Raw genomic sequence first — 22329 nt, forward strand, 5'->3', positions numbered from 1 at the left:
AAAGGCCTATCTTCGCAGGCAATGCGAGCTACGAAAACCCTTATGCAGCATACCACTACCTTTGTAAAAACAAGTGCAGGTTTAATCGTTTTGATGATTAGCCTGTTGCTGCTATATAGCCCTGCGCAGGGGCAAGATTTATTGCGCAAGCTAGAAAAACAATATCACAGCAGCCAACCGGAGCATCCAGCGCATTTTTACCTCACAGGGAAATATGCACAAGCCTTGTTTTTCAATGATCAGATTGGGGAAGCCTTCGACTTATTAACCAGTAATATCCAAGTAGCTGAAAAAAGAAAAGACAGCAAATACGCGGCCTACCTGCATAGTGTTTATGCCATTAGCCTACAGTTAGTTGAGGAGCAGAAGGAAGCGCTTAGGCATATCGCTAAGGCCAAGTCCATCCTTTCCAACACGAGGGATAACGAAATTAAAGGCTATGTTTATTATGCGCAGGGCTGGTTGAAGGCACGGCATTTTAAGGAAGGGGAAGCTGTACGTAGTTTCCTAACGGCCTTGAATTACCTCGATAAGGCCCCAAGCTCCCCCACCTTGTTGGGGCGAAAAGCCTCCGTTTACAAAGAGCTTACCGCGATTTACAGCAATTGGGGGGAGCTGAAATCCCAGGAAAAATACAGCAAACTTGCCTTGGCATTAGCCACAGAACAACAAGACCCTGCTGCTATTTTCGATGCTTACATGGCTTTAGGCCATTTAAATGAACTCATCTTTCTTAACGATGAAAGTCAGACCCGCAATCGCGACCAGGCCGAATCCTATTACTTGAAAGCTTTGGCAACCTATCAGGAACATGAACATGAAATCCCTATCCCGTCGAATCTTTCTTTTGTAGCCAATAACTTGGCGCACCTGTACTTTCGCTTTTTCCCGGAGTCTCATCGTTCCAAAGCGCAGCAGTATGCCGAGCTCGCCAAAACACAGGGCTTAGCAAGCAAGGCCTATAACCATGTATCTTCCGCGTACGGCATTATGGCCGAAATGGCCATCCAGAAAAAGGACTATACCCTAGGGAAAGCCTATTTATTAGCGGCTTTAAGTAATATGGAGCAAGCAGGAAATCAAGATCAGCACATCCTGATGAGTATTTACGAAAGCTTGTCGCAGATTAGTGAAGCCGAAGAAAAGTACGATGAGGCCATTGGCTACTACAAGTCCTACATCACTATTTTTAAACGCATATACGACCAAGACCAATTGCAGCTGGGCAAACGCCTGGAAGCCCAATACGAGAAGGGAAAACAAGAACAAGAGGTGCTTACCTTACAGCTGGAAGCCGAGAAAAAAGAACAGCAATTACGGTTGATGGAAGCCTTGGGCATGCAGCAAAAGCAAGACCTGGAAAACATGAAGCTAGTTCAGGATAACCAAGGAAAGGAATTGGCCTTGGCACGCATGAAGGCCGATAAACAAAACCAAGCCCTTCGTCTATCCAAATTAGAAGCTGAAAACAAAGCCCAGGAAATTAGTAATTATCAGCAGGAAATCAGCTTCCGCGAAAAAATAAACAGCTATTTTATCCTTTCCTTTAGCACCATTCTTTTACTTTTTCTCTTGTTGCTCTATGCGTATCAGCAAAGGGCAAAACATATGAAACAAAAAGAGGTATTGCATACTCTTGCGTTGGAACAGGAACGGCAACACAGTAAAATCTCTACCCTTACGGCCCTCTTACAAGGACAGGAAACAGAACGCGGACGCCTGGCCCGCGACCTGCACGATGGCCTCGGTGGTTTACTTTCCGGCACCAAGCTCCAACTTACGCAATTGCAAGACCCTAGCGATGATAAACAACAGGAACAACTGCTAAAGACCATGGGACATCTGGACCTGGCCGTCGAGGAACTAAGACGCGTGGCCCATAACCTCATGCCCGACCTTTTGCAGAAATACGGATTGCAAGAAGCGCTGTCTGATTATGCCAACCGCATGAGCAGTGACCGCTTGGATGTTGATGTCCAATTTCTCCATATGCAACAAAGCTTATCGCTCGATCAACAATTGATCGTCTACCGCATCATCCAGGAATTGGTCAACAACGCCATTAAGCACGCATCCCCCTCTCAAATCTTAATTCAACTGGTGGAAGAAAAACAGCAGTACCACGTTACGGTGGAAGATGATGGTTGCGGGTTTAATGTCAGCCAACAGCAGAAAACCGGATCTGCCGGTTTACATAATATTCAATCCAGAATAGAATTCCTTAAAGGAACCTTGCAGGTAGAATCCGTTCCGCAGCAAGGAACCAGCATTGAATTTCACTTTCCTAAAACCACAAACTCATGATTCAAATTGCCATTGCCGACGACCATCCCCTACTGTTAGAAGGTCTTCAAAATATCCTGTCTAAAGAGGAAGATCTGCAGGTGGTTGGTTGTTATCCTTCTGCAGCGGTATTGCTTCATGCCCTACAAACCGAACGTTTGGATATCCTGCTGCTAGACATCAATCTTTCCGATGCTAACAGCCTAACCCTCATTGCGCCACTACGTCAACAACAGCCTAACATGCAAATCATTATGTTAAGTGTTCATAATGAGTATGCGGTGATCAACTCGGCCTTCCAAGTAGGTGCTGCAGGCTATATCCAAAAAAATGCATCCATTACCGAAATTCTTGCCGGCATTCAACAGGTATTGAAGGGCAAGCGCTTCATGTGTTCTCAAACCAGCAAAATCGTCGAGAAAAAGAACCAAGGCGAATTAAAAGCGGTCCCTAAATTAACCCGCCGGGAAAAAGAAGTTCTGGCCGAAGCTGCACAAGGCTTAACCACCCAACAGATTGCCGACAAGCTTTTTATTAGCCACCATACGGTAGAAAGCCATCGTAAAAACCTGATTGAAAAGTTTAAAACCAGCAACCTAAGCTCTGCAATTAAGCTGGCTTATGACTATGGCCTAATTCTAGCCAATTAAAGCCTAGCCCCTAGCCTTTGAAAAAGGCAATCAAGTCTTTGTTTAGTTGCTCGGCATGCGTCACATTTAAGCCGTGCGAAGCCTCCGGATAAGCGATTAACTGACTACCTTTAATTAGCTCATGCGCTTGTTTTGCCGCCGTATCAAAGGGCACTGTTGCATCCGCATCGCCATGAATAATTAAGGTTGGCACCTGAATACCGGCACATTCTTTTCTAAAATCTGTATCCATCCAAGCCTGCGCCGCTTTTATAGTAGCTTGGGGCGCTGCATGCGAGGCAATCGAGAAATCATAGGTCAACTGCTCTGCACTAACGGTCGGCTTTGCTTTGCTATAATTATAAAAGCCTTGATGGAAGTCGGTCAAAAACTTCAAGCGATCCGTTTTCAAAGCAGTTAAAATCTCATTCAAAACCTTTTCAGGCACACCCGCCGGATTATCCGCCTTTTGCTTTACCAAAGGAATAATCGAGGATACCAAAGCTATCTTCGCGATTTTCTGCTCGCCATGGTTGGTCAGATAGCGAACCACCTCGCCGCCACCCATGGAAAACCCGACCAATATCACCTCTTCAAGGCCTAGTTCGTTTATCAATGTATCCAAATCGGCGGCTAAATCATCGTAGGTGTAGCCATCCCAGGGTGCAGAGGAATCCCCAAAACCGCGCCTATCGTAAGCAATCACCCGAAAGCCAGCCGACACGAGGGCATCCATTTGTTTTTCCCAAGATTTATGGCTCAACGGCCAACCATGAATTAATACAACAGCTTGTCCTTGGCCATAGTCTACATAGTTTAACGCGACAGCTTCTCCCTTATTTTTAATCGTTATTTTAGTCATAGTACTTATTTATTTTGAGGTTAAAAAACAGAAAAGCAGCAACATATTACTGCTGCTGCTTCCCTTATTGACAAATTCTAAAATCAATCTGGTTTTACATATCGTTCAACCAGCCTTCAACTTCTTCTTTTGTCTTACCAGTTTTCTTTTGCAATTTACCTAGTAGTTCGTCTTCTTTACCTTCGGCATATAAAAGATCGTCATCAGTTAAATCGGCATACTGTTGTTTTACTTTACCTTTGATTTCGTTCCAACGACCTTTCCATGTTAACTTGTTCATAATAATTCTCCTTTATATTTTAATGTGATTGTATAGATAGAACAGCCCAATAGAAAAATGGTTTTATTTTTTTTAAAAATTTATACCGGAACCTTTCTATCCATTTCCCGTTCCCAAATCCGATGCAGCTTCATGGCGGCAATAAAATCCGCCGCTAAAGCCTGTTTAGACTCCTGGATAACACCCTTATCCGCTTGATCGGGAATAAAAGAAACCGCCATTAATGATTCGGCACCCTTGGCGAAGGCCAAAACTTTACAATGACGATAGCCCTCATTGATAAATTGGATATAATCAGGCTCCGATTTCAAGGTTTGTACCGAATCGCCTTCCGGCGTATAGAAGGCATCATAACAAACCGAAGCAACCGTTAAATAACTATGTTGCACCTCTTCACTGCCTCCCTCTTTATATTGTAGAGGACCTACGCGCGTGGAAATCAACACGGCTTCTGCGCCTTCCTTCTGCAAAGCTTTACGAAGCTTATCAACCGATTTTAAACTGACACCATCGGCCACTAAAAAAGCTACTTTCCGACTGGCTATCGTTCCTTCACCCGGTTTGGGCCGCATACTCAAGGCGGGCGATTGCTCCACTTCCGGTTTATTGGGTTTTAGCGGATACTTAGGATGATTCTGTCGCGCAAATTGCAAGGTTAGCGGATCTAACTCCTTTGCTGGAGTCAGCCCCAGGTTCTTTCCTACGCGGGCAGCTAACGTTTTGTCAATCTGATTTAAAATCGCTAATTCACGCATACGGACAGCTACGGCATTCACTTTCGACAATTCGAAGCTAAAGGCACTGATGATATGTTCTTGTTCAGGCTCTGATTGCGAGCGGAAGAATAAACGTGCCTGCGTAAAATGATCAGCAAAGGATGCCGAGCGACCACGGATTTTCTTGGCATCGATTTTCTCGCCATGCGATTCAAAGCCTTTCTCGCCTCTCAGCATAGCATGATAAGGACAACCATTGCCTAAGCTGTTCGGAAAATAACTCACATTACCTTCCAAAATATCCATACGTGAAAAGCCGTCCTTCTGGTTATTATGTTTTTGAACAACAGAACGATTTATCGGGATTTCATGAAAATTAGGTCCGCCGAGGCGGTAGTTCTGTGTATCGGCATAGGAAAAAACCCGACCTTGTAATAAGGGATCATTACTGAAGTCTATGCCCGGCACCAAACGCCCCGGGTCAAAAGCTACCTGCTCGGTCTCTGCAAAAAAGTTCGTAGGGTTTCGATTTAAGGTCATCGTTCCGATCACTTGAACGGGCACCAATTCTTCCGGAATAATCTTCGTCGGATCTAGGATATCAAAGGAATATTTCATTTCATCTTCCTCCGGAATAAGCTGCACGCCCAAGTCCCATTGCGGAAAATTACCCGACTCAATGGCTTCCCACAGATCTCGTCTATGGAAATCCGAATCATAACCTGATATTTTCTGCGCTTCCTGCCAGGCTACACTGTGCATCCCTAGTCTTGGTTTCCAATGGAATTTCACAAAAGTGGCCTTGCCTTGCGCATTGATAAATTTAAAGGTATGCACCCCAAAGCCTTCCATCATCCGAAAAGAACGTGGAATTGCGCGATCGGACATGATCCATAAAGACATGTGGGCCGACTCGGGCATTAGGGAAATAAAATCCCAAAAAGTATCATGTGCAGATGCGGCTTGCGGAATTTCCTTATCCGGTTCTGGTTTTACCGCATGCACCACATCCGGAAACTGCATGGCATCCTGAATAAAGAATACCGGAATATTATTACCCACCAAGTCATAATTCCCTTCTTCGGTATAAAACTTCACGGAAAAACCACGCACATCGCGCGCTAAATCCGTGGAGCCTTTAAATCCTGCTACCGTAGAAAATCGAATAAAAAGCGGTGTTACGGTTCCTTTTTGGAGGAACTTCGCTTTGGTATACTTACTCATATCGGCGGTTGCCTCAAAAACACCATGAGCACCGGAACCACGGGCGTGTACTACCCGCTCGGGGATTCGCTCTCGGTCAAAATGAGCAAGCTTATCTTGATAAATAAAATCTTCCAGCAACGAAGGGCCTCGTTCGCCTGCTTTTAAGGTATTATTATTGTCATGAATTGGAACACTATCATTCGTAGTCATCCGTTTATCCAGATTGTTTACCACATACGAATCCATTTGGCCCGTTTTTACATTGGGTTTATTTTGTTTTTTCATGAGCTTGTGTATTAGTTAAATTAGTCTCCTACTAAAACAGCGAAGCCCGAAAATTGTTTAGGCCAAAATAAAGCTTTCTATACCCAAATACCCCTAATTATTGCGAAGAACAGCTAAAGGTGATTTATTCAAGACCGTGAGGCTGTTGATCAGCCCGATAAACACCGTCATGGCTGGCACCGCCGTCAAGATGAACAAAACAAAACCTAGCGGTGGAACAAAGGCACTTTCAAACACAAAAATCGCCAACATGCTGCTGGCCACTAAGGCAATAAATAAACCACAGAGGGCCGCCAGAAGGCCAAGAAACATATATTCACTTATCGTTATCAGGTAAATCTGCTTACTGCTGGCGCCTAAGGTGCGCAACAGCACATTCTCCTTAATCCGCTGATATTTACTTATCCGTACAGATGAGATTAACACCACAATACCCGTGAGAATACTAAAGCCTCCAATAAACTTGATGATAAAGCCGATCTTTTCCAAAATGGTATTCAGGATGCTGAGTACAGCATTCATATCGATAATCGATACATTCGGATAGCTATTCACCACCTCCTGCTGGAATCGCATCGCCTGTTCTTCCCCTGTCACTTTGGTCATCATCAGGTAGAACTGTGGCGCTTGGTCGATACTTCCCTTGGCAAATACCATCCGGAAGTTGGATTGAAACCTATTCCAATCGACTTTGCGCAGGCTGCTCACCTTCGCTGGAAGCCGTAGGCCTTGCACATTCATGGTCAATACATCCCCCACCTTTACGCCAATGCCTTCGGCATAGTTTTCATCCAAAGAAACCGAGGCAGTATCGGTTGGCGACACCTGCCCTACCCACTTGCCGGCGCTAACTTTCTCCGAAGCCGAAAGGCTATCGCGATAAGTAGCGCGAATTTCTCCACGGAAGGCACGTCCAGAAATTTCACTCGTGGTATCTTTCAGCACATCCTGTAGCGAGGTGCCATTTACGGCCTCCATAAACATGGTCACAATGGGCACACTTTCAACAATAGGATAACCTGATTTTTGAGCCAATTGGCTAATGCCTTCCCGTTGAGAAGGTTGAATATCAAACATCAGCATATTGGCTTCATTCTGCTGTGCCGAAATCGCTACCCTGTTCAGCAGCATATCCTGCACAAAATACAAAGTGGCAATAAGGGTGGTTCCCAAGCCGATGGAAACGATCAAGATCACCGTTTGATTATTCGGACGCCATAGGTTCGACAAGCCTTGCCGCCACAGGTACGACCAATTGCTGGGAAAATATTTACGGATAAGCCAAGTAAAACCACGGGCCACCCCATACAGCAGCAAAAAGGTGAACCCAATACCTAAGCTAAATAGCAGCGTCTGTAACCAGGTATCCATTTGCGTACGCGCAAAAAGAACAATAAAAAGAATGATCAAGAGATAAACCCAAATCTTTAGTTTATCTTTTAATAATCCTTCCGGCTCCTCTTGCAAGCGTAGGGAATTTAAAGGAGAGATATGACGTACCGAAAGCAGGGGCAATAACGCAAATAAGACGGCAATTACTAAGCCCAGCAAAATTCCTTGGAAGATGGCCGGCCATACAATTTGGGTGGTTAATGCCACTGGCAATACATCTTGCATCACATAAGGAATGGCAAATTGAATAACAGTGCCTAAGGCCGCCCCAACAATACCACCCAATAGCCCGATGGCTGCAAATTGGATCACAAATATAAAAAAAGCCTGCTTCGCACTCGTCCCTAGGCAGCGCAAAATAGCAACCGACATCAGCTTCTCCCGCACATAAATCTGTACCGCACTCGATACGCCGATACAGCCTAATAACAAGGCAACAAAGCCGACGAGCTCCATAAAATTGGCCATATCAGCAAAGGAACGCCCTGTATTTTCTTTGGTGGTTTGAATCGTGGAGGCCCGCAATTGCAAGGTGCTCAGTTTATCTTTCCAGCTTTTGATTTTCTTATCCACCTGAAAATCCGCCGGTAATTTAAAGTAATAATGATATTCAATCCGGCTTCCGGTTTGTTGCAATCCTGCCCCTTGCAATTGTGCCAGCGGAATAAAAAGGCTAGGTGCCATAGCCCCAGCAATAGCCGATTGCCCCGGCTGCGCCGTGATGCCACCCAATAGAGGAAAGTTCTTCGTGCCTAATTGCAAGGTATCGCCAAGCTGCAAGCTATATTGCAAGAGTAGTGGATTTTCAATATAGATACCCTGTTCTTGATTAAACTTGCCAAAAGCACCAGTAGGTTTCGTCTCTACGGCACCATAAAAGGGAAAGGAACCTTCCAGCGCACGCACCTGTACAAAACGTGACGCATCGGCCTTGGGAAACCGCAGCATCGACATGAAGCGTTCCTCCTTGGCGAAGTTTAAACTTAGCTTGTTTAGCGAATCAATAAAAGCCAAGGTTGCTGCAGTCGGTTTCCGATTGGTTTCCAAAGCCAGGTCGGCACCAATTAACTCCGCTGCTTGCAGGTCTATATCTTTCTTGAGGTTACGATTAAACGAGTTCATCGACACCAAGGAGGCAATCCCCAAGATGATGGAAGAGATAAAAAGAAAAAGCCGGGATCTGTTTTTGCGACTATCGCGCCAGGCCATTAAAAATATCCAGCGCCAATTCATTGAATCTGCCCTCCCTTAATCGGAATCACACGTTGTGTTTTTGCCGCCAATTCCAAATCATGCGTCACAATAATAAGCGTGGTTCCCGACTCACGGTTCAATTCAAACAACATCTCCTCAATTATCTGGCTGGTTTCAGCATCCAGGTTTCCGGTGGGCTCATCGGCAAAAAGTATCTTCGGTTTATTGGCGAAGGCGCGGGCCAAAGAAACTCGTTGCTGCTCGCCTCCCGACAGTTGCGAAGGGTAATGATCGGCACGCCCGCCCAAGCCTACGCGTTCTAATAAGGCTATTGCTTTCGCTTTATGGTCTTTCTGTCCTTTCAGTTCCATCGGCACCATCACATTTTCCAAAGCCGTTAAAGTGGGTAATAATTGAAAGTTCTGAAAGACGAACCCTACATGTTCATTTCGGATTTGTGCCAACTTATCTTCATTCAATCCAGCAAGCTCAATACCATGAAGGCGGATAGATCCCTCCGAGGGTTGATCCAATCCGGCGCATAATCCCAATAAGGTGGATTTACCACTTCCCGATGGCCCAACAATGGCTAGCGTTGCCCCCGCTTCAACCTCAAAATTAATATCCTTAAGAACGGGGATCTGCTTTCCCTCCAACTGATAATGCTTGAAAACATGCTGTAATTGTAGAATCATAGTAGACATATAATGTTAAAAATATAGCTTTTTTTTGATTAAATTAGTTGCATGAAGGATATCACATGGACTTTTAACACCCTATTACTTATATTTTTACTTAGCGCTTGCAATAGGCAAACCGGCAACAAGCCAGCCGCAACGCAAAGCGACACAATAGCGATGGAAAGCCCCCAACCGGCGAGCAAACAAAACATCCTTTTCTTCGGCAATAGCCTAACCGCAGGCTTAGGCTTAGAAAGCCAGCAGGATGCTTTCCCGGCATTAATTCAAGGAAAAATAGACTCCGCAGGACTGCAGTACCAGTGTATTAACGCGGGCTTAAGTGGTGAAACAAGCGCGGGAGGTAAGGAACGCATCGACTGGCTGCTGAAAGACAGTGTTGCTATTTTTGTGTTGGAACTCGGTGCAAACGACGGTCTACGTGGCATTGCCCCAGCTGCAACCTACAGCAACCTGGCGGCTATTGTAGATAAGGTAAAAAAGGCTTACCCCGATTGCAAACTGGTATTAGCAGGCATGAAGGTGCCACCAAGCATGGGCGACAATTACTTTAAAGACTTTGAAGCCATTTTCCCCAAACTGGCCAAAGAGAAAAACATGACTTTAGTACCTTTTCTGTTAGATAAAGTAGCTGGCAACAGCAGCCTCAACCAACAAGACGGTGTGCACCCGACAAAAGAAGGGCAGCTTATCCTCGCTCATAATGTTTGGAGCCAATTAAAGGAAGTACTTTAAACCACAATTCTTCTACCCAGCACTTTTAGGAACCTGGATAAAACTTATCTTTGTCAGGCTTTTGGCTAAACAAAAGCCCTGACAATACCCATGAGCATTCTCCAATTCAAGCAATTCAAAGAAATAAACTATAAAACGGAAATCCTGGCCGGACTTACGGTCGCCATGACCATGATTCCCGAATCCCTATCCTTTGCCATCCTAGCCGGATTAAGCCCCCTGACAGGCTTATACGCAGCCTTCCTTATGGGATTAGTAACCTCTATCCTTGGCGGACGCCCCGGATTGGTGTCCGGCGGTGCTGGTGCCACCATTGTGGTGTTAATTGCTTTAATCAATGCCCATGGCGTAGAATACCTCTTTGCGGCGGTTGCCCTGGCCGGACTCTTGCAGATTGCCGTCGGCGCTTTTAAACTCGGAAAATTCATCCGCCTGATTCCGCAACCCGTCATGTTTGGCTTCTTAAATGGCTTGGCCATTATCATCTTTATGGCCCAATTGGAGCAATTTAAAGTCTTGGATAACGGAGTCGCCACCTGGATGACGGGCACTCCACTGTTTACCATGCTAGGCTTAACGGGGCTCACCGTAGTGTTGGTCTTGCTTGCCCCACGCTTTATTAAGGCTGTGCCGGCCTCCCTCATTGCCATTCTGGTCGTCTTCGCGCTCGTGCAATTTTCAGGAATCAGCACCAAGAAGGTAATGGATATTGCCCATATTGCCGGCGATTTTCCACCCTTTCATATCCCTTCGGTTCCCTTTACCTGGGAAACCTTGCAGATTATTTTCCCTTATGCCTTAATCATGTCGGCCGTAGGATTAATTGAATCCTTATTAACCTTAAGCATGGTGGATGAGCTGACCAACAGCAAAGGCAGCTCGAACAAAGAAGCAATTGCGCAAGGCACCGCTAATATCGTCAATGGCTTTTTCAGTGGCATGGGTGGCTGTGCCATGGTGGCTCAATCCTTGGTAAACATCAATGCAGGTGCCCGCAGTAGGCTGTCTGCCTTTATTGGTGCCATCAGCATTCTTATTATTATTCTGGTTGGCGCTCCATTTATCGAGTTAATCCCGATGGCAGCCTTGGTTGGCGTTATGATGATGGTTGCCATCAGCACCTTTAAATGGGGATTCTTCCGTATGATGCGCAAAATGCCCAAGTCGGATATTTTCGTAGGCATATTGGTCGCTGCCATCACCGTGGTATTACACAACCTGGCTCTGGCCGTGCTGATCGGCGTGATAATATCGGCCTTGGTATTCGCCTGGGATAGTGCCATCCGCATCCGCGCCCGAAAATCAGAAGATGAATTTGGCAATAAGGTCTATGAAATATATGGCCCCCTCTTCTTTGGATCGGTCAGCACCTTCACCGAAAAATTCGACCTGGAATCCGACCCTGAACGCATTATCATCGATTTCCGCGATTCTAGAATAGTGGATATGTCAGCCATCGATGCCCTGCACAAACTAACCTCAAAGTATGCTGCTAAAGGGAAAACCGTCGTGCTACGACACCTCAGCGAAGACTCCAGAAACCTCTTGGAAAACGCGAAGGGATTAATTGAGGTTAATATTTTGGAGGACCCTACGTATAAGGTGATAATTTAAGCGGCACGCGCTGTCATCGTGAGCGGAGTCGAACGATTGGTACGTCAGTGCAAACCGCCACACGCAAACACCTTACTAACAGCATGTTAAAAAAATATGTCATCGTGAGAGGGTAAAATGTTTGCAAAATTTATTGGAAGGTGATGACATAAAATGGCATTGCTCGTTAAGCTTTGCTAGCAAACTACGGCACGCTATGTTCTGCGTTGCGGCAAGTATTGTCATCGTGAGCTGTCATCGTGAGCGGAGTCGAACGACTGGTACGTCAATGCAATCAGTATTATATAAACTGCTGACCGTAAAGGTTTTGTAGTTTACCCTTGCTGTTCGTAAGCAATTGATAAAATATCAAATTACGTTTGTTATCAGTATTTACGTACCTGTCGTTCGTGGTTCGACTCCGCTCACCATGACAATGCGGTGACAATGCGATGACACCACGTTCCAAAACAACTATGTCCACTCTCACCCCTTCCTCACCCCTTGCTCTCCCCTTTCTCACCCGTATCAATCCCCTTTGCAAAGGGCTGAACTAAGACTGTGCAAAGCTTCAACAATGGACTTTCAAAAACCCTAATCTATCGGAAAATAAACCTAAAGAAGTCCCAATGTTCTTCAGCCTACGCCAAAAAAAGAGGCCGAATCAAATCGTTAAGATTTGTTTCGGCCTTTGCCTCTGTTCAATATCAAGTGTAAGGAAGCTGTCGTATTAACCGAACTGCCCGTTGATGTAGTTGGCGGTCATTTCGTGGTGGGGGTTTTGGAAGATCTGTTGGGTTGGACCTTCTTCTTTCACTTCGCCCAAATACATAAACACGGTTTTATCGGCTATACGTTGGGCTTGTTGCATATTATGGGTTACTATAACAATGGTATAGTTTGTTTTCAGATGGCTGATCAGTTCTTCAATCTTCAAGGTACTCACCGGATCTAGGGCAGAGCAAGGTTCGTCCATTAAAATCACTTCGGGACGTAAAGCCACAGCCCGGGCAATACAAAGGCGTTGCTGCTGTCCACCTGACAAGCGGGTAGCCGGCATCTTCAGATCGTTCTTTACTTCTTCCCATAAAAACGCTTCGCGTAGGGCTTTTTCTATAACGCTTTTATCGTGGGGCAGGTTATTGATACGCAGGCCGTAGGCGATGTTATCGTAAATGCTTTTAGGGAAAGGATTCGCCTTTTGGAATACCATGCCTATGCGTTTGCGGATTTCTGTAACCGGAACAGCCTTGGAATAAAGATCAAGATCTTCCAGCTTGATGGCTCCTTCGATCTTGGCATCCGGCGATAGGTCGTGCATGCGGTTGAAACTACGCAATAGGGTACTCTTGCCACATCCTGAGGGGCCAATTAAAGCGGTAATTTCATTCTCTTGGAAGGAGACATTGATTTGCTTTAACACTTGTTTGGTACCAAAGCTGATGGATAGGTTTTCAGCGGATAATTTAGACTTCATTTTTTCTATACTTATAACGGATGTAGAACGCGGTCAGGTTCAATAAAAACACCACAATCACCAATACTAAGGCCGTTCCATACGCGATGGGGCGCACCTCGTCGATGGATTGATGTTGGGTAGATAACATATATAAATGGTATGGCAGAGCCATAAATTCCTGGTTGATATAACCGGTAGAGCCATTGATGTAAAAGGCGGCTCCGGTAAAGAGGATCGGTGCGGTTTCGCCGGCAGCACGACTTAAGGTAAGCACGACCCCTGTTAGGATGCCCGACATAGCCGAAGGAATCACCACATCTTTAATGGTCTCAAACTTGGTGGCACCAACGGCTAAAGCTGCCTCACGCGTACTGTTCGGAATACGCATTAAGGCTTCTTCCGTGGTGGTAATAATATAGGGCAAGGATAGCAAGCCCAGGGTTAAGCCCGCCGCCAGCAAGGACGTACCGAACTCCATAGCCTGCACAAAAAGGGCAAGACCAAACAGCCCATAGATAATACTAGGCACCCCAGAGAGGTTGCGGATGGAAGCACGAATGGTGCGGGTCAGCCAGTTGTCTTCGGCGTATTCATGTAAATAAATAGCGCAGCATACCCCGAAAGGGATTGCAAACAAGGCGGTGATCAGGGTTAATACAACGGTTCCGATAATGGGTGTTAAGATGCCCCCTTGGGTCATCCCCTCAGATGGTACGGCAAAAAGAAACTCCCAGGACAGGACGGATGCGCCTTTGGAAGCGATTTCCCAAATGACAACAACGAGGAAGAAGCAAACCAGTCCGGTACTGAGCAATAGACTGCCCCATTCGATGACACTACTGAGTGCTCTGGATTTAAACTGCATGGTATTTTCTAAAACGGTTAATAAAATATTCGCCCAACATATTGGCAATGAGGGTCATCAGGAACAATACGGTCGCCAGTGCATATAAAGCGTAATAATGGGTCGTTTGATAAGGCACTTCCCCCATTTCAATAGCAATGGTGGCCGTCATGGTTTTTACGGAGTCAAAGAAACCGCTTGGAATAATGGAGGCATTTCCCGTAGCCATTAACACCGTCATGGTTTCGCCGATGGCACGCCCTACACCTAACATCACCGCAGCAATAATACCCGGCGCGGCAGCAGGAATAACCACCTTACGTAGGGTTTGCCATTTAGTAGCACCTACGCCATAACTGGCTTCTTTATAGGTTTTTGGCACGGCATGGATAGCATCTTCGGCGACCGTAATAATGGTTGGCAAGGCCATAACCGCCAGCAGGATAGCACCGTTTAGGGCATTAAGGCCATTGGATAAATCGGCCATATTTGCAATACCGGGACTCACCACCACGATACCTAAAAAGCCGATAACAACCGAAGGAATGGCTGCCAGCATTTCTATGGTAGGTTTTAAAATATTCTTGACGCGAGGGCTGGCATAATCGGCAATATACGCTGCTGTACCAATCCCTAAGGGAATGGCAATCAGCATGGCTCCAAAAGTGACCAAGGTGGTACTCAGGATTAAAGGCAGCATGCCGTATTTCGGATTATTAGCGGTGGGGTTCCATTCCATTCCGGTAATAAAGTCCAGAGGTTTCACATCGAGGAAAAAAGAAAAGGAATTGTACACCAGCATGGCCAGGATACCGCCTAACAAGGCCAGCACCATTAAGCCCGTTGCCTTAAAAATGTACTTAAAACAAAGGTCTAAAGATAACCTACTTTTATATTTCATGTTGTTGATTTTCTAGGGTATAATAGCCATGCTCTTCAATGAGCTTTCTGCCGATGGCGCCACGCTCGAAGTTGATGAATGGGCGCACTTTTTCCCAGGAGGAGGCTAATACAAATTGATATAAGGGACGTTGAAAATAATACAAGCTGTTGTTGATGGCTTCAGGATCTAAAGGAGACTGTGCCTTTTCACCGCTATGCTCCCGGATTTTTAGGATCTTAACTTTCTGGTTACTATTCGGATCATGCGCCACATAGCCCGCTCCTACATAGCCTATGCCTGTTTTATCGGCTTTTACCCCTTCAATAATCTGGGCATTCCCGGTCATTTCCTTAGCGGCGGACGTAAATTCTATCTTTAATTTCTTCTTGATAAAGGAATGCGTACCGGAACTACTTTGGCGACCATAGATATTAATCGGCAGGTCGATATCCAGTAGGGCCGACCAATTATTGATCTCGCCACTGAGGATTTTTGCCAGGGTATCGACCGATATTTCCGATATAGGCAGGTCTTTATGCACCACAAAGGCTGTGGCATCTTCGGCGAAAACTATAGTTTTCAGCTCGATATTAAGCGCTTTAAACTGTTCTACTTCTTCCTCAGATAAGGGACGGGACGAATTCGCAATATCTGCATGCCCATTCATCAGGGAGGTAATCCCTAAGCCGGAGCCTCCACCGGAGATGGCAATACTGAAATTGGGGTCTAGTTTGGTAAAGCGTTCCGCTAAATTTACCGCAAGGTTAACCTCCGTGTCGGAGCCCTTCATCTTAATCGAGTTGGTATTCTGGCTACAAGAGCTTAGGAAAATTGCAGCACTTCCAAAAAGAAGCTGCATAAAATTGATCATCCATTTTCTCATCCCTACAAAAATGAAGTTTAAACATTAACCTAATGTTAAGGAATCATTATGCTAATGGTAGCTGAGGGTTACTATGTAACATCATTGTAAAGTTGTTGCTAAAAAATTATGAACAAAGCCCGGTTATTGACACTGTTGTGGCGTACACAAAAAAAAGCCATCCCTAAAAGTTAGGAATGACTTGGATTATGAATTGTATTTGATTAGTCGAAAATGAACGTTTTATTATGCTTATTTTAAGAAAATAAGGGGCTACTTCCGGCGATTTGGGCCTGGAGTTTAAAATAGTTTAACAGAAAAGCTGGAAATGCTTTGCCTTTATTTTTCATCGTAAACGTAGCTTGTATGGCTCAAAAGTAAGGGCTACTTATGAAGAGAACATTAACAAGCTGTTGTATTTACATGAAGTAGGCAAGAAAATGATAGCTTTTGTACCCTATTGATCCTTAATATTGAAATAATAGCTTACATATAGGATAAATCGCTGCGTTCTTTGGTTAAGGCGATGAGGTTTCTCTTTAATTTCGCCGAAGCAAAGTCGATCATCCCTATTTTTTTAACGACTAATTCTCCATTTTTCGCAATAATCACCGTCATCGGAATGGAGTTGGTCGCCAGTTCCTGCGGCAAACCGGAGGATAAAGAGTATAAGGGCAGGCTGTATTTGTTCTTTGCCAAAAACTTGGCCGCCTTCGCATGATCCTGATCCATTTCGATGGATAGAAATACAATGTCTTTTTGATCCTTTAACTCCGTATAAAGTTTTTGTAAGGCTGGCATTTCGGCAATGCAGGGCTGGCACCAGGTGGCCCAAAAATTTAACACGACCACTTTCCCCTTTAATTCGGAAAGGTTCAGCGTCTTCCCTTCTCCATCCACGAAGCTGACATCGATATCGGCCTGCGACATGGCTGCTGCTGGCATTTCCGCTGATTGATTGGCAAGATTTGCATGCCCAACGCTGAATACAGCACTGGACAGAAGTGTTAGCAGTAAGATTTTTTTCTTTTGCATGGGTTGCTGAGGTCTGTTCTTTACTAAATAACGGTAAAATTGTTAATTCAGTACTCTGATTTCATTACGCAGGAGCACGATCTGGTCTTCGTTTTCGAGTTTTTTCAGAATCCGTGATACCACCACACGGGAGGTATTCAGATCGGAGGCAATCTCCTGGTGGGTCAGCGTCAGGATTGGGCTATCCGTTAAGCGCACCTTTTCTTTGAGGTAATTGCTGATCCTTTCCTCCATGTTGGAGAAGGCCAGGTTATCGATGGCGCCGAGCATTTCATTCATGCGTGCGGCATAGGAATTTAAGATAAAATTGCGCCAAGAGCTGTACTTGGCTAACCATTCGTTGAGGTATTGATTGGGAATCATGGCCACCAAGGTGGGCATTTCTGCTTGGGCACGGATTTCGGACTTCTTATTCCCCACACAACAAGCAATAGACATGGTGCAGGTTTCGCCTTTGGCCAGGTAGTACAATAATATTTCCCCCTCTTTCTCATCCTCACGCACAATTTTTATGGCGCCCGCTATTAATAAAGGCATGGCACGCACATATTGGCCGATTTCTACGATCACCTCACCGGCTTGGTAAGTCCGCATAATAGCAACCGCCTTAATCTCTTCGATCAAGGCGGGCTCTAAAATATTTTGATACGCTTCAGCGATTAAATCCATAAGCTTTGTTTTCCTTATACCGTGGGCTTTTCTTGTTTTAGCCAATCAAGGAAGCTGCCAGGGTAATTGTAGACCGGCGAGAAACCTGCGCGCTCTAAATAAGAGGTCGCAATGGTTGCCCGATCTCCAGACTGGCATTGGATAATAATCTTCTTATCCTTATACTCCGTTGGCAATTCCTTTGGTAAGTTACCAATAAATTTATGAATTGCACCCGGGATATGGGAATTTTCAAACTCCGATTTACTACGTACATCAAACAAAACAGTATCCTCGCGGTCTTTCCAAGCTTCTACGGTATCTGCATCTACTTGCTGCATCTGCTGTAATGGAGCGTCTTTTAGGTCTGTTACAAAACCTTTGATTCGATCCATACCGATACGCATTAATTTGCGGGTTACTTCTTCCTCTGTGCCGGCGTCTGTAACGATGAGTAGGTCACGGTCGTATGGCAACATCCAGCCGGCCCAATTGGCCAGGGAGTTGTTGTTTTGAATATTGATGGCCTTTGCTAAATGCCCTTCCGCAAATTGCACCTTGTTACGGGTATCGACTAAAATGGCTTCATCATCAGCCAGGGCGGTTTCAACCGATAGGCTTGGATGTTGCGGCACTTCGGTCAATAAGGACCGATCTACTTTGTTTAATTTCTTCATCATGGCGAAGTAGGTCGGTGCTTCCGGCTGATCGCTCAACAGGTAGTTTTTAAATCCTTCGTAATCATCGCCAAACTGGAATGCCCAGTTTCTGATTTTCTCATAGCCGACGGTACTGCTAGGAACGGCACCTAAGGCCTTACCACAAGCCGAGCCGGCACCATGCCCCGGCCATACCTGTACATAATCTGGCAGTTCAACAAACTTCTTCAAGGAAGCAAACATCTGCTCGGCACCTATTTCTTTGGTACCGACGAGCCCTGCGGCCTCTTCCAGCAAATCCGGGCGGCCAATATCGCCTACGAAGACAAAGTCGCCGGTAAATATCATGACAGGCTCTTCGGAAGCGGGGTGATCGCGCAGGATAAAGCTGATGCTTTCCGGCGTATGTCCCGGGGTATGCATCACCGTCAGGCTCAGGTTGCCCACCTTAATCACATCCCCATCGCGAAGTCCTTCATGCGGAAACTCATACTGCCAGTTTTCACCTCCCTCATCCGAGAGGTACATTTTTGCACCTGTAAGTTCTTGTAACTCGCGGGAGCCAGATAAAAAGTCGGCGTGAATATGGGTTTCTGCAATATGGGTAATCTCCATATTATTCTGCTTAGCAATTTCCAGGTAGGTATCAACATCACGCTTGGCATCAATAACAATGGCCTGTTTCTTAGCTTGACATCCAATAAAATAACTTGCTTGTGCTAAAGTCTTATCATATACTTGTTGAAAAAACATTTTTCTTTTTTATTATAGTTTAACCTTATGCTGCAGCTTGCACCGCAGCAAATTCCTTTAATATAACAAAGCTAACCCTTTATCACGGCATCCTCAGTTACATTTGTTACAGATTAGCAGGCTTAATGGGGCAACTTATGACGGAAAACCCCGTAAAGGTAAGTACCTAATAAGGCAAAGGCAATCACGATCAACATCGGCAATACACCGGCGCCTAATAACACAAAGATAGGCCCCGGACAGGCACCTATTAAGGCCCAGCCTAATCCGAAGAAGATACCGCCAATTAAATAGCGCGGAATTGATTTGTTTTTATCTTGGATGTGAATAGGCTGTCCATCCACATCTTTCGCTTGTTTTCTTTTGATAAGCTGTACCGCAATAACACCAACTATGAGGGCAGTACCAATAAATCCATACATATGGAAAGACTGGAAGTTGAACATTTCATAGATGCGAAACCAGGACGCTGCCTCGGCCTTATACATCACCATTCCAAACAATACGCCCAAGGCGATAAATAATAACTTTCTCATGTGCATTAAAATATAATAGGGAAGAATACGTGAACCATGGTGAGGCCACCAATAAAGAAACCGATAACAGCCACAAGGGATGGCCATTGTAAATCGCTTAATCCGGAGATGGCATGTCCGGAAGTACATCCACCGGCATAGCGGGTGCCAAAGCCGATAAATAAGCCACCAATTGCAAGAAGCATGATGTTTTTCACATTCATTTTTCCGAAGAGTTCGCTAGGCATATAAGCGTTGCCTGCAGAATCAAAACCCATTGCTTTTAAATCGGTAATCGTTGCTGCGGCTATAGCCGGAACCTGATTGTCGGATAAGTAATGGGCGGCAAGAAAGCCTCCAACCATTGCACCTACTAAAAACAGGAGGTTCCAAGACTGGGCTTTCCAGTTAAAATCAAAAAAAGAACAACTTTTGCCGGCGCCTAACACCGAGCAAATGTTTCTAAAATTAGAGGAGAATCCAAAGCTCTTTCCTAAGTAAATCAAAAAGACCATGATCAAGGCGACTAAAGGGCCACCTACATACCACGGCCAGGGGTCTAACAAAATATCCATATAATTTTTTTTTGTGCAAAGGTACGGTTAGCGAAAGATAAGCTGCGTAACTTAAGTTACAGGCAAAGTGAAGGAATTGCTTTACTTGATGCAACCCCCGCGATTCGCCATTTTTATCGCTGTGTAACAAAGGTAACCAAAATTCCCTGTAGAATACCTCAACTTTGAACCATCAAATGATGGAAGGTATGGAACTATTAGGATTTACAGCAGCGATAAGTATAGGATTAATATTGGGGTTAATAGGTGCGGGAGGTAGTATATTAACCGTGCCTGTAATGGTATACCTGTTTCATATCGATCCTTACCTAGCCACTACCTACTCCTTATTTATAGTTGGGAGCACCAGTTTGGCCGGCATTATTCCTTATAGCCTCAAAAAACAAGTGGATTATAAAACAGCCCTAGCCTTTGGCATCCCTTCTATTATAGGTGTATTCCTGGCCAGAACCTGGATTCACCCGCATATTCCGGAACATCTCTTTGATATCGCTGGCTATGCCGTGAGTAAAGATATGGCCTTAATGCTGCTGTTTGCGGTATTAATGGTCTTTGCCGCTGGTAATATGATCTGGAAAAAGGAAGCTACAGACGAGCAAGAAGAGCAGCCAAGCAAAAGCAGCTATCTGTTGGCTGTTCAGGGTATCCTGGTAGGACTTATCGTAGGTCTGGTGGGTGCTGGCGGTGGTTTCCTGATTATCCCGGCCTTAATTATCTTCAATAAAATGGAGTTAAAGACTGCAATTGGCAGCTCCTTGTTTATTATTGCCCTAAACTCCCTATTTGGCTTTGCGAGTAGTAATAATATCCAGGAGATTCACTGGTGGTTTATGTTAGCTGTAACCGGTATTGCCCTAGTAGGCATGCTCTTAGGCTCTTGGCTTAGCCAGAAGATTGCCGCCCAGAAGCTGAAGCCTTTCTTCGGCTACTTCGTCCTCCTGATGGCTTTTTGGATTATTTTCCAGGAACTCAGCAAATAGTCCCTCCAATTTACCGAACAAAAGTCGCCATTTACCGAAATTTACAGGGAATTAACCTAGTTCCCATACGGGGATAATGCAACATATCGTACTTTTGATTATCAAATTAAACAAGACGAGTAAATAATTGTTAATCAAATAAAAGAAGAAGATATGTCAATCAAAGAAACATTCACTATTACTGGTGAGAACTTATTAAAAAGAGTTAAAGAATTAATTGCTGAGGGTAATGTTACTAAAATCAGCATTTCCGATAAATCGGGAAAAGAGATCATGAGCTTCCCGGTTACTTTAGGGGTAATCGGTGTGGTATTGGCCCCTATTTTCGCAGCAGTGGGTGCTTTAGCAGCCTTACTTACCGAATGTAAAATTACGGTAGAGCGCTCGGAAAAAGCCGAAACTGAGGTAAAAACCGAAGCCGAGCAACACGAAGGCCCTCAGGATATCGAGGTAAAATAGAAGATTTTTTCTGTAGTTTAATTGATTGAATCCAACCCAGGAACTGTTATGCCACAGCATCCTGGGTTGGATTTTTTAAAGGTATGGACAGCTTATATCAAGGTCGCATCTTTCACTTCCACCTTTGTCCAGTACTTACTAAACGCTTCGGAGGCTGCCAGATGCTCCGGATGCTTCTCATACGTATTGATATCGTCCATGGAGTTGAAGGTGACCATTAGAAAATAGGAAAAGGAATTGTCGACCACCGGTCTTGGCGTGGTTGGGGAGGGCTTGCCGACCTGTAAATCTTTAATACCCGGCACCTTTTTCAAGATCTCAAAAAACTGGAGAAACTCTTGTTCTTCTTCTGCCGTAATACCTTCCTTCAACCAGAAATAGACAGAATGTACGATGGTGCCGCTGGAGAAGGCCGTAGGACTTGCAGTTTTGATGTTCTTCGGATTGTCGCAGGCTCCTAATAAAGATCCCGATGCGCCGCCAACAACCATGCTGGCAATAAAATGTTTTCTTTTCATGGTTTACGTAGGATTGATTTTTACCTAAAGATAGGATTTTATATAGAAAGCTTGTTACGATAAATGTCGCTCCTTCTATGCTAATTTTAAGCAATCCATTCTCCTTTTACTTAATGATTATCCTAAACATGAATTAATTATTTAGGATTTCATGGATTCTGAATTGATTAACAATATTTTAGCGTGAAATTCGCTTGCATAAGCTATATTTGTGGGAATCTGCGGGATAAAAAAATGTCGTAAATCAAACAATTCCTGCAGATAAC

The 22329-nt window shown here is 44.8% G+C and carries 21 protein-coding genes; 6 read left to right on the forward strand and 15 right to left on the reverse strand.

Annotation, left to right across the window (positions count from 1 at the left end):
- The first annotated feature begins 42 nt into the window (after nt 1-42).
- Together GQF63_RS01655 and GQF63_RS01660 are read left to right on the forward strand one after the other, a co-directional pair.
- Nucleotides 43-2304: a sensor histidine kinase gene (locus tag GQF63_RS01655; protein WP_160367348.1), complete on the forward strand. Its 2262-nt coding sequence runs from the start codon at nt 43-45 to the stop codon at nt 2302-2304.
- Nucleotides 2301-2933 (forward strand): response regulator transcription factor, encoded by a 633-nt coding sequence (locus GQF63_RS01660; protein ID WP_160367349.1) that lies wholly within the window; start codon nt 2301-2303, stop codon nt 2931-2933. Before GQF63_RS01655 ends, GQF63_RS01660 begins: the two co-directional genes overlap by 4 nt.
- A gap of 10 nt (nt 2934-2943) precedes the next feature.
- Here the strand turns inward: GQF63_RS01660 and GQF63_RS01665 are convergent, their stop codons facing one another.
- From GQF63_RS01665 to GQF63_RS01685, 5 genes are all read right to left on the reverse strand, one after another.
- On the reverse strand, nt 2944-3774 hold the full coding sequence (locus tag GQF63_RS01665) for an alpha/beta fold hydrolase (protein ID WP_160367350.1): 831 nt from the start codon (nt 3772-3774) through the stop codon (nt 2944-2946).
- 94 nt (nt 3775-3868) lie between these two features.
- Complete coding sequence (locus GQF63_RS01670; RefSeq protein ID WP_160367351.1) at nt 3869-4054, reverse strand: CsbD family protein; 186 nt, start codon at nt 4052-4054, stop codon at nt 3869-3871.
- An 80-nt stretch (nt 4055-4134) separates the two neighbouring features.
- Nucleotides 4135-6222, reverse strand: a complete 2088-nt coding sequence (locus GQF63_RS01675; protein ID WP_425500371.1) for a catalase — start codon at nt 6220-6222, stop codon at nt 4135-4137.
- 132 nt (nt 6223-6354) lie between these two features.
- Nucleotides 6355-8886 (reverse strand): ABC transporter permease, encoded by a 2532-nt coding sequence (locus GQF63_RS01680; protein WP_160367353.1) that lies wholly within the window; start codon nt 8884-8886, stop codon nt 6355-6357.
- Nucleotides 8883-9542 (reverse strand): ABC transporter ATP-binding protein, encoded by a 660-nt coding sequence (locus tag GQF63_RS01685; RefSeq protein WP_246163208.1) that lies wholly within the window; start codon nt 9540-9542, stop codon nt 8883-8885. The genes GQF63_RS01680 and GQF63_RS01685 overlap by 4 nt, the downstream gene beginning before the upstream one ends.
- 162 nt (nt 9543-9704) lie before the next feature.
- On the opposite strand from GQF63_RS01685, the gene GQF63_RS01690 reads away from it, so the two are divergent.
- Together GQF63_RS01690 and GQF63_RS01695 are read left to right on the forward strand one after the other, a co-directional pair.
- Nucleotides 9705-10280: an arylesterase gene (locus tag GQF63_RS01690; RefSeq protein WP_212592429.1), complete on the forward strand. Its 576-nt coding sequence runs from the start codon at nt 9705-9707 to the stop codon at nt 10278-10280.
- Between the two features lie 90 nt (nt 10281-10370).
- Nucleotides 10371-11894, forward strand: coding sequence for a SulP family inorganic anion transporter (locus GQF63_RS01695; RefSeq protein WP_160367356.1), 1524 nt, complete (start codon nt 10371-10373; stop codon nt 11892-11894).
- Between the two features lie 709 nt (nt 11895-12603).
- On the opposite strand, the gene pstB is transcribed toward GQF63_RS01695, so the two are convergent.
- The 9 genes from pstB to GQF63_RS01740 form a co-directional block, all read right to left on the reverse strand.
- Nucleotides 12604-13350, reverse strand: a complete 747-nt coding sequence (gene pstB, locus GQF63_RS01700; RefSeq protein WP_160367357.1) for a phosphate ABC transporter ATP-binding protein PstB — start codon at nt 13348-13350, stop codon at nt 12604-12606.
- On the reverse strand, nt 13340-14197 hold the full coding sequence (gene pstA, locus GQF63_RS01705; protein ID WP_160367358.1) for a phosphate ABC transporter permease PstA: 858 nt from the start codon (nt 14195-14197) through the stop codon (nt 13340-13342). The genes pstB and pstA overlap by 11 nt, the downstream gene beginning before the upstream one ends.
- Nucleotides 14187-15077 carry a phosphate ABC transporter permease subunit PstC gene (pstC, locus tag GQF63_RS01710; protein WP_160367359.1) on the reverse strand — a complete coding sequence of 297 codons (891 nt, stop codon included), beginning with the start codon at nt 15075-15077 and terminating at the stop codon, nt 14187-14189. The genes pstA and pstC overlap by 11 nt, the downstream gene beginning before the upstream one ends.
- Nucleotides 15067-15942, reverse strand: coding sequence for a PstS family phosphate ABC transporter substrate-binding protein (locus GQF63_RS01715; RefSeq protein WP_160367360.1), 876 nt, complete (start codon nt 15940-15942; stop codon nt 15067-15069). The genes pstC and GQF63_RS01715 overlap by 11 nt, the downstream gene beginning before the upstream one ends.
- Before the next feature lie 465 nt (nt 15943-16407).
- Nucleotides 16408-16956 carry a TlpA family protein disulfide reductase gene (locus tag GQF63_RS01720; RefSeq protein ID WP_160367361.1) on the reverse strand — a complete coding sequence of 183 codons (549 nt, stop codon included), beginning with the start codon at nt 16954-16956 and terminating at the stop codon, nt 16408-16410.
- 42 nt (nt 16957-16998) lie between these two features.
- Nucleotides 16999-17625, reverse strand: coding sequence for a Crp/Fnr family transcriptional regulator (locus tag GQF63_RS01725; protein ID WP_160367362.1), 627 nt, complete (start codon nt 17623-17625; stop codon nt 16999-17001).
- 14 nt (nt 17626-17639) lie between these two features.
- The gene (locus GQF63_RS01730; RefSeq protein WP_160367363.1) at nt 17640-19016 is read right to left on the reverse strand and encodes an MBL fold metallo-hydrolase; all 1377 of its coding nucleotides are present in this window, start codon (nt 19014-19016) and stop codon (nt 17640-17642) included.
- Nucleotides 19017-19138: 122 nt separating this feature from the next.
- Nucleotides 19139-19552: a DUF6691 family protein gene (locus GQF63_RS01735; RefSeq protein ID WP_160367364.1), complete on the reverse strand. Its 414-nt coding sequence runs from the start codon at nt 19550-19552 to the stop codon at nt 19139-19141.
- A 5-nt stretch (nt 19553-19557) separates the two neighbouring features.
- A complete protein-coding gene (locus GQF63_RS01740; RefSeq protein ID WP_160367365.1) occupies nt 19558-20106 on the reverse strand; it encodes a YeeE/YedE family protein in 549 nt (182 codons plus the stop codon).
- Nucleotides 20107-20270: 164 nt separating this feature from the next.
- On the opposite strand from GQF63_RS01740, the gene GQF63_RS01745 reads away from it, so the two are divergent.
- Together GQF63_RS01745 and GQF63_RS01750 are read left to right on the forward strand one after the other, a co-directional pair.
- Nucleotides 20271-21086 carry a sulfite exporter TauE/SafE family protein gene (locus GQF63_RS01745; protein WP_246163210.1) on the forward strand — a complete coding sequence of 272 codons (816 nt, stop codon included), beginning with the start codon at nt 20271-20273 and terminating at the stop codon, nt 21084-21086.
- A gap of 153 nt (nt 21087-21239) precedes the next feature.
- The gene (locus GQF63_RS01750) at nt 21240-21545 is read left to right on the forward strand and encodes a DUF4342 domain-containing protein (RefSeq protein ID WP_160367367.1); all 306 of its coding nucleotides are present in this window, start codon (nt 21240-21242) and stop codon (nt 21543-21545) included.
- 92 nt (nt 21546-21637) lie between these two features.
- On the opposite strand, the gene GQF63_RS01755 is transcribed toward GQF63_RS01750, so the two are convergent.
- The gene (locus tag GQF63_RS01755) at nt 21638-22063 is read right to left on the reverse strand and encodes a Dabb family protein (RefSeq protein ID WP_160367368.1); all 426 of its coding nucleotides are present in this window, start codon (nt 22061-22063) and stop codon (nt 21638-21640) included.
- Nucleotides 22064-22329: the final 266 nt, after the last annotated feature.

Origin of the sequence: Sphingobacterium humi (genome assembly GCF_009768885.1) — a bacterium.
Taxonomy (GTDB): domain Bacteria; phylum Bacteroidota; class Bacteroidia; order Sphingobacteriales; family Sphingobacteriaceae; genus Sphingobacterium; species Sphingobacterium humi.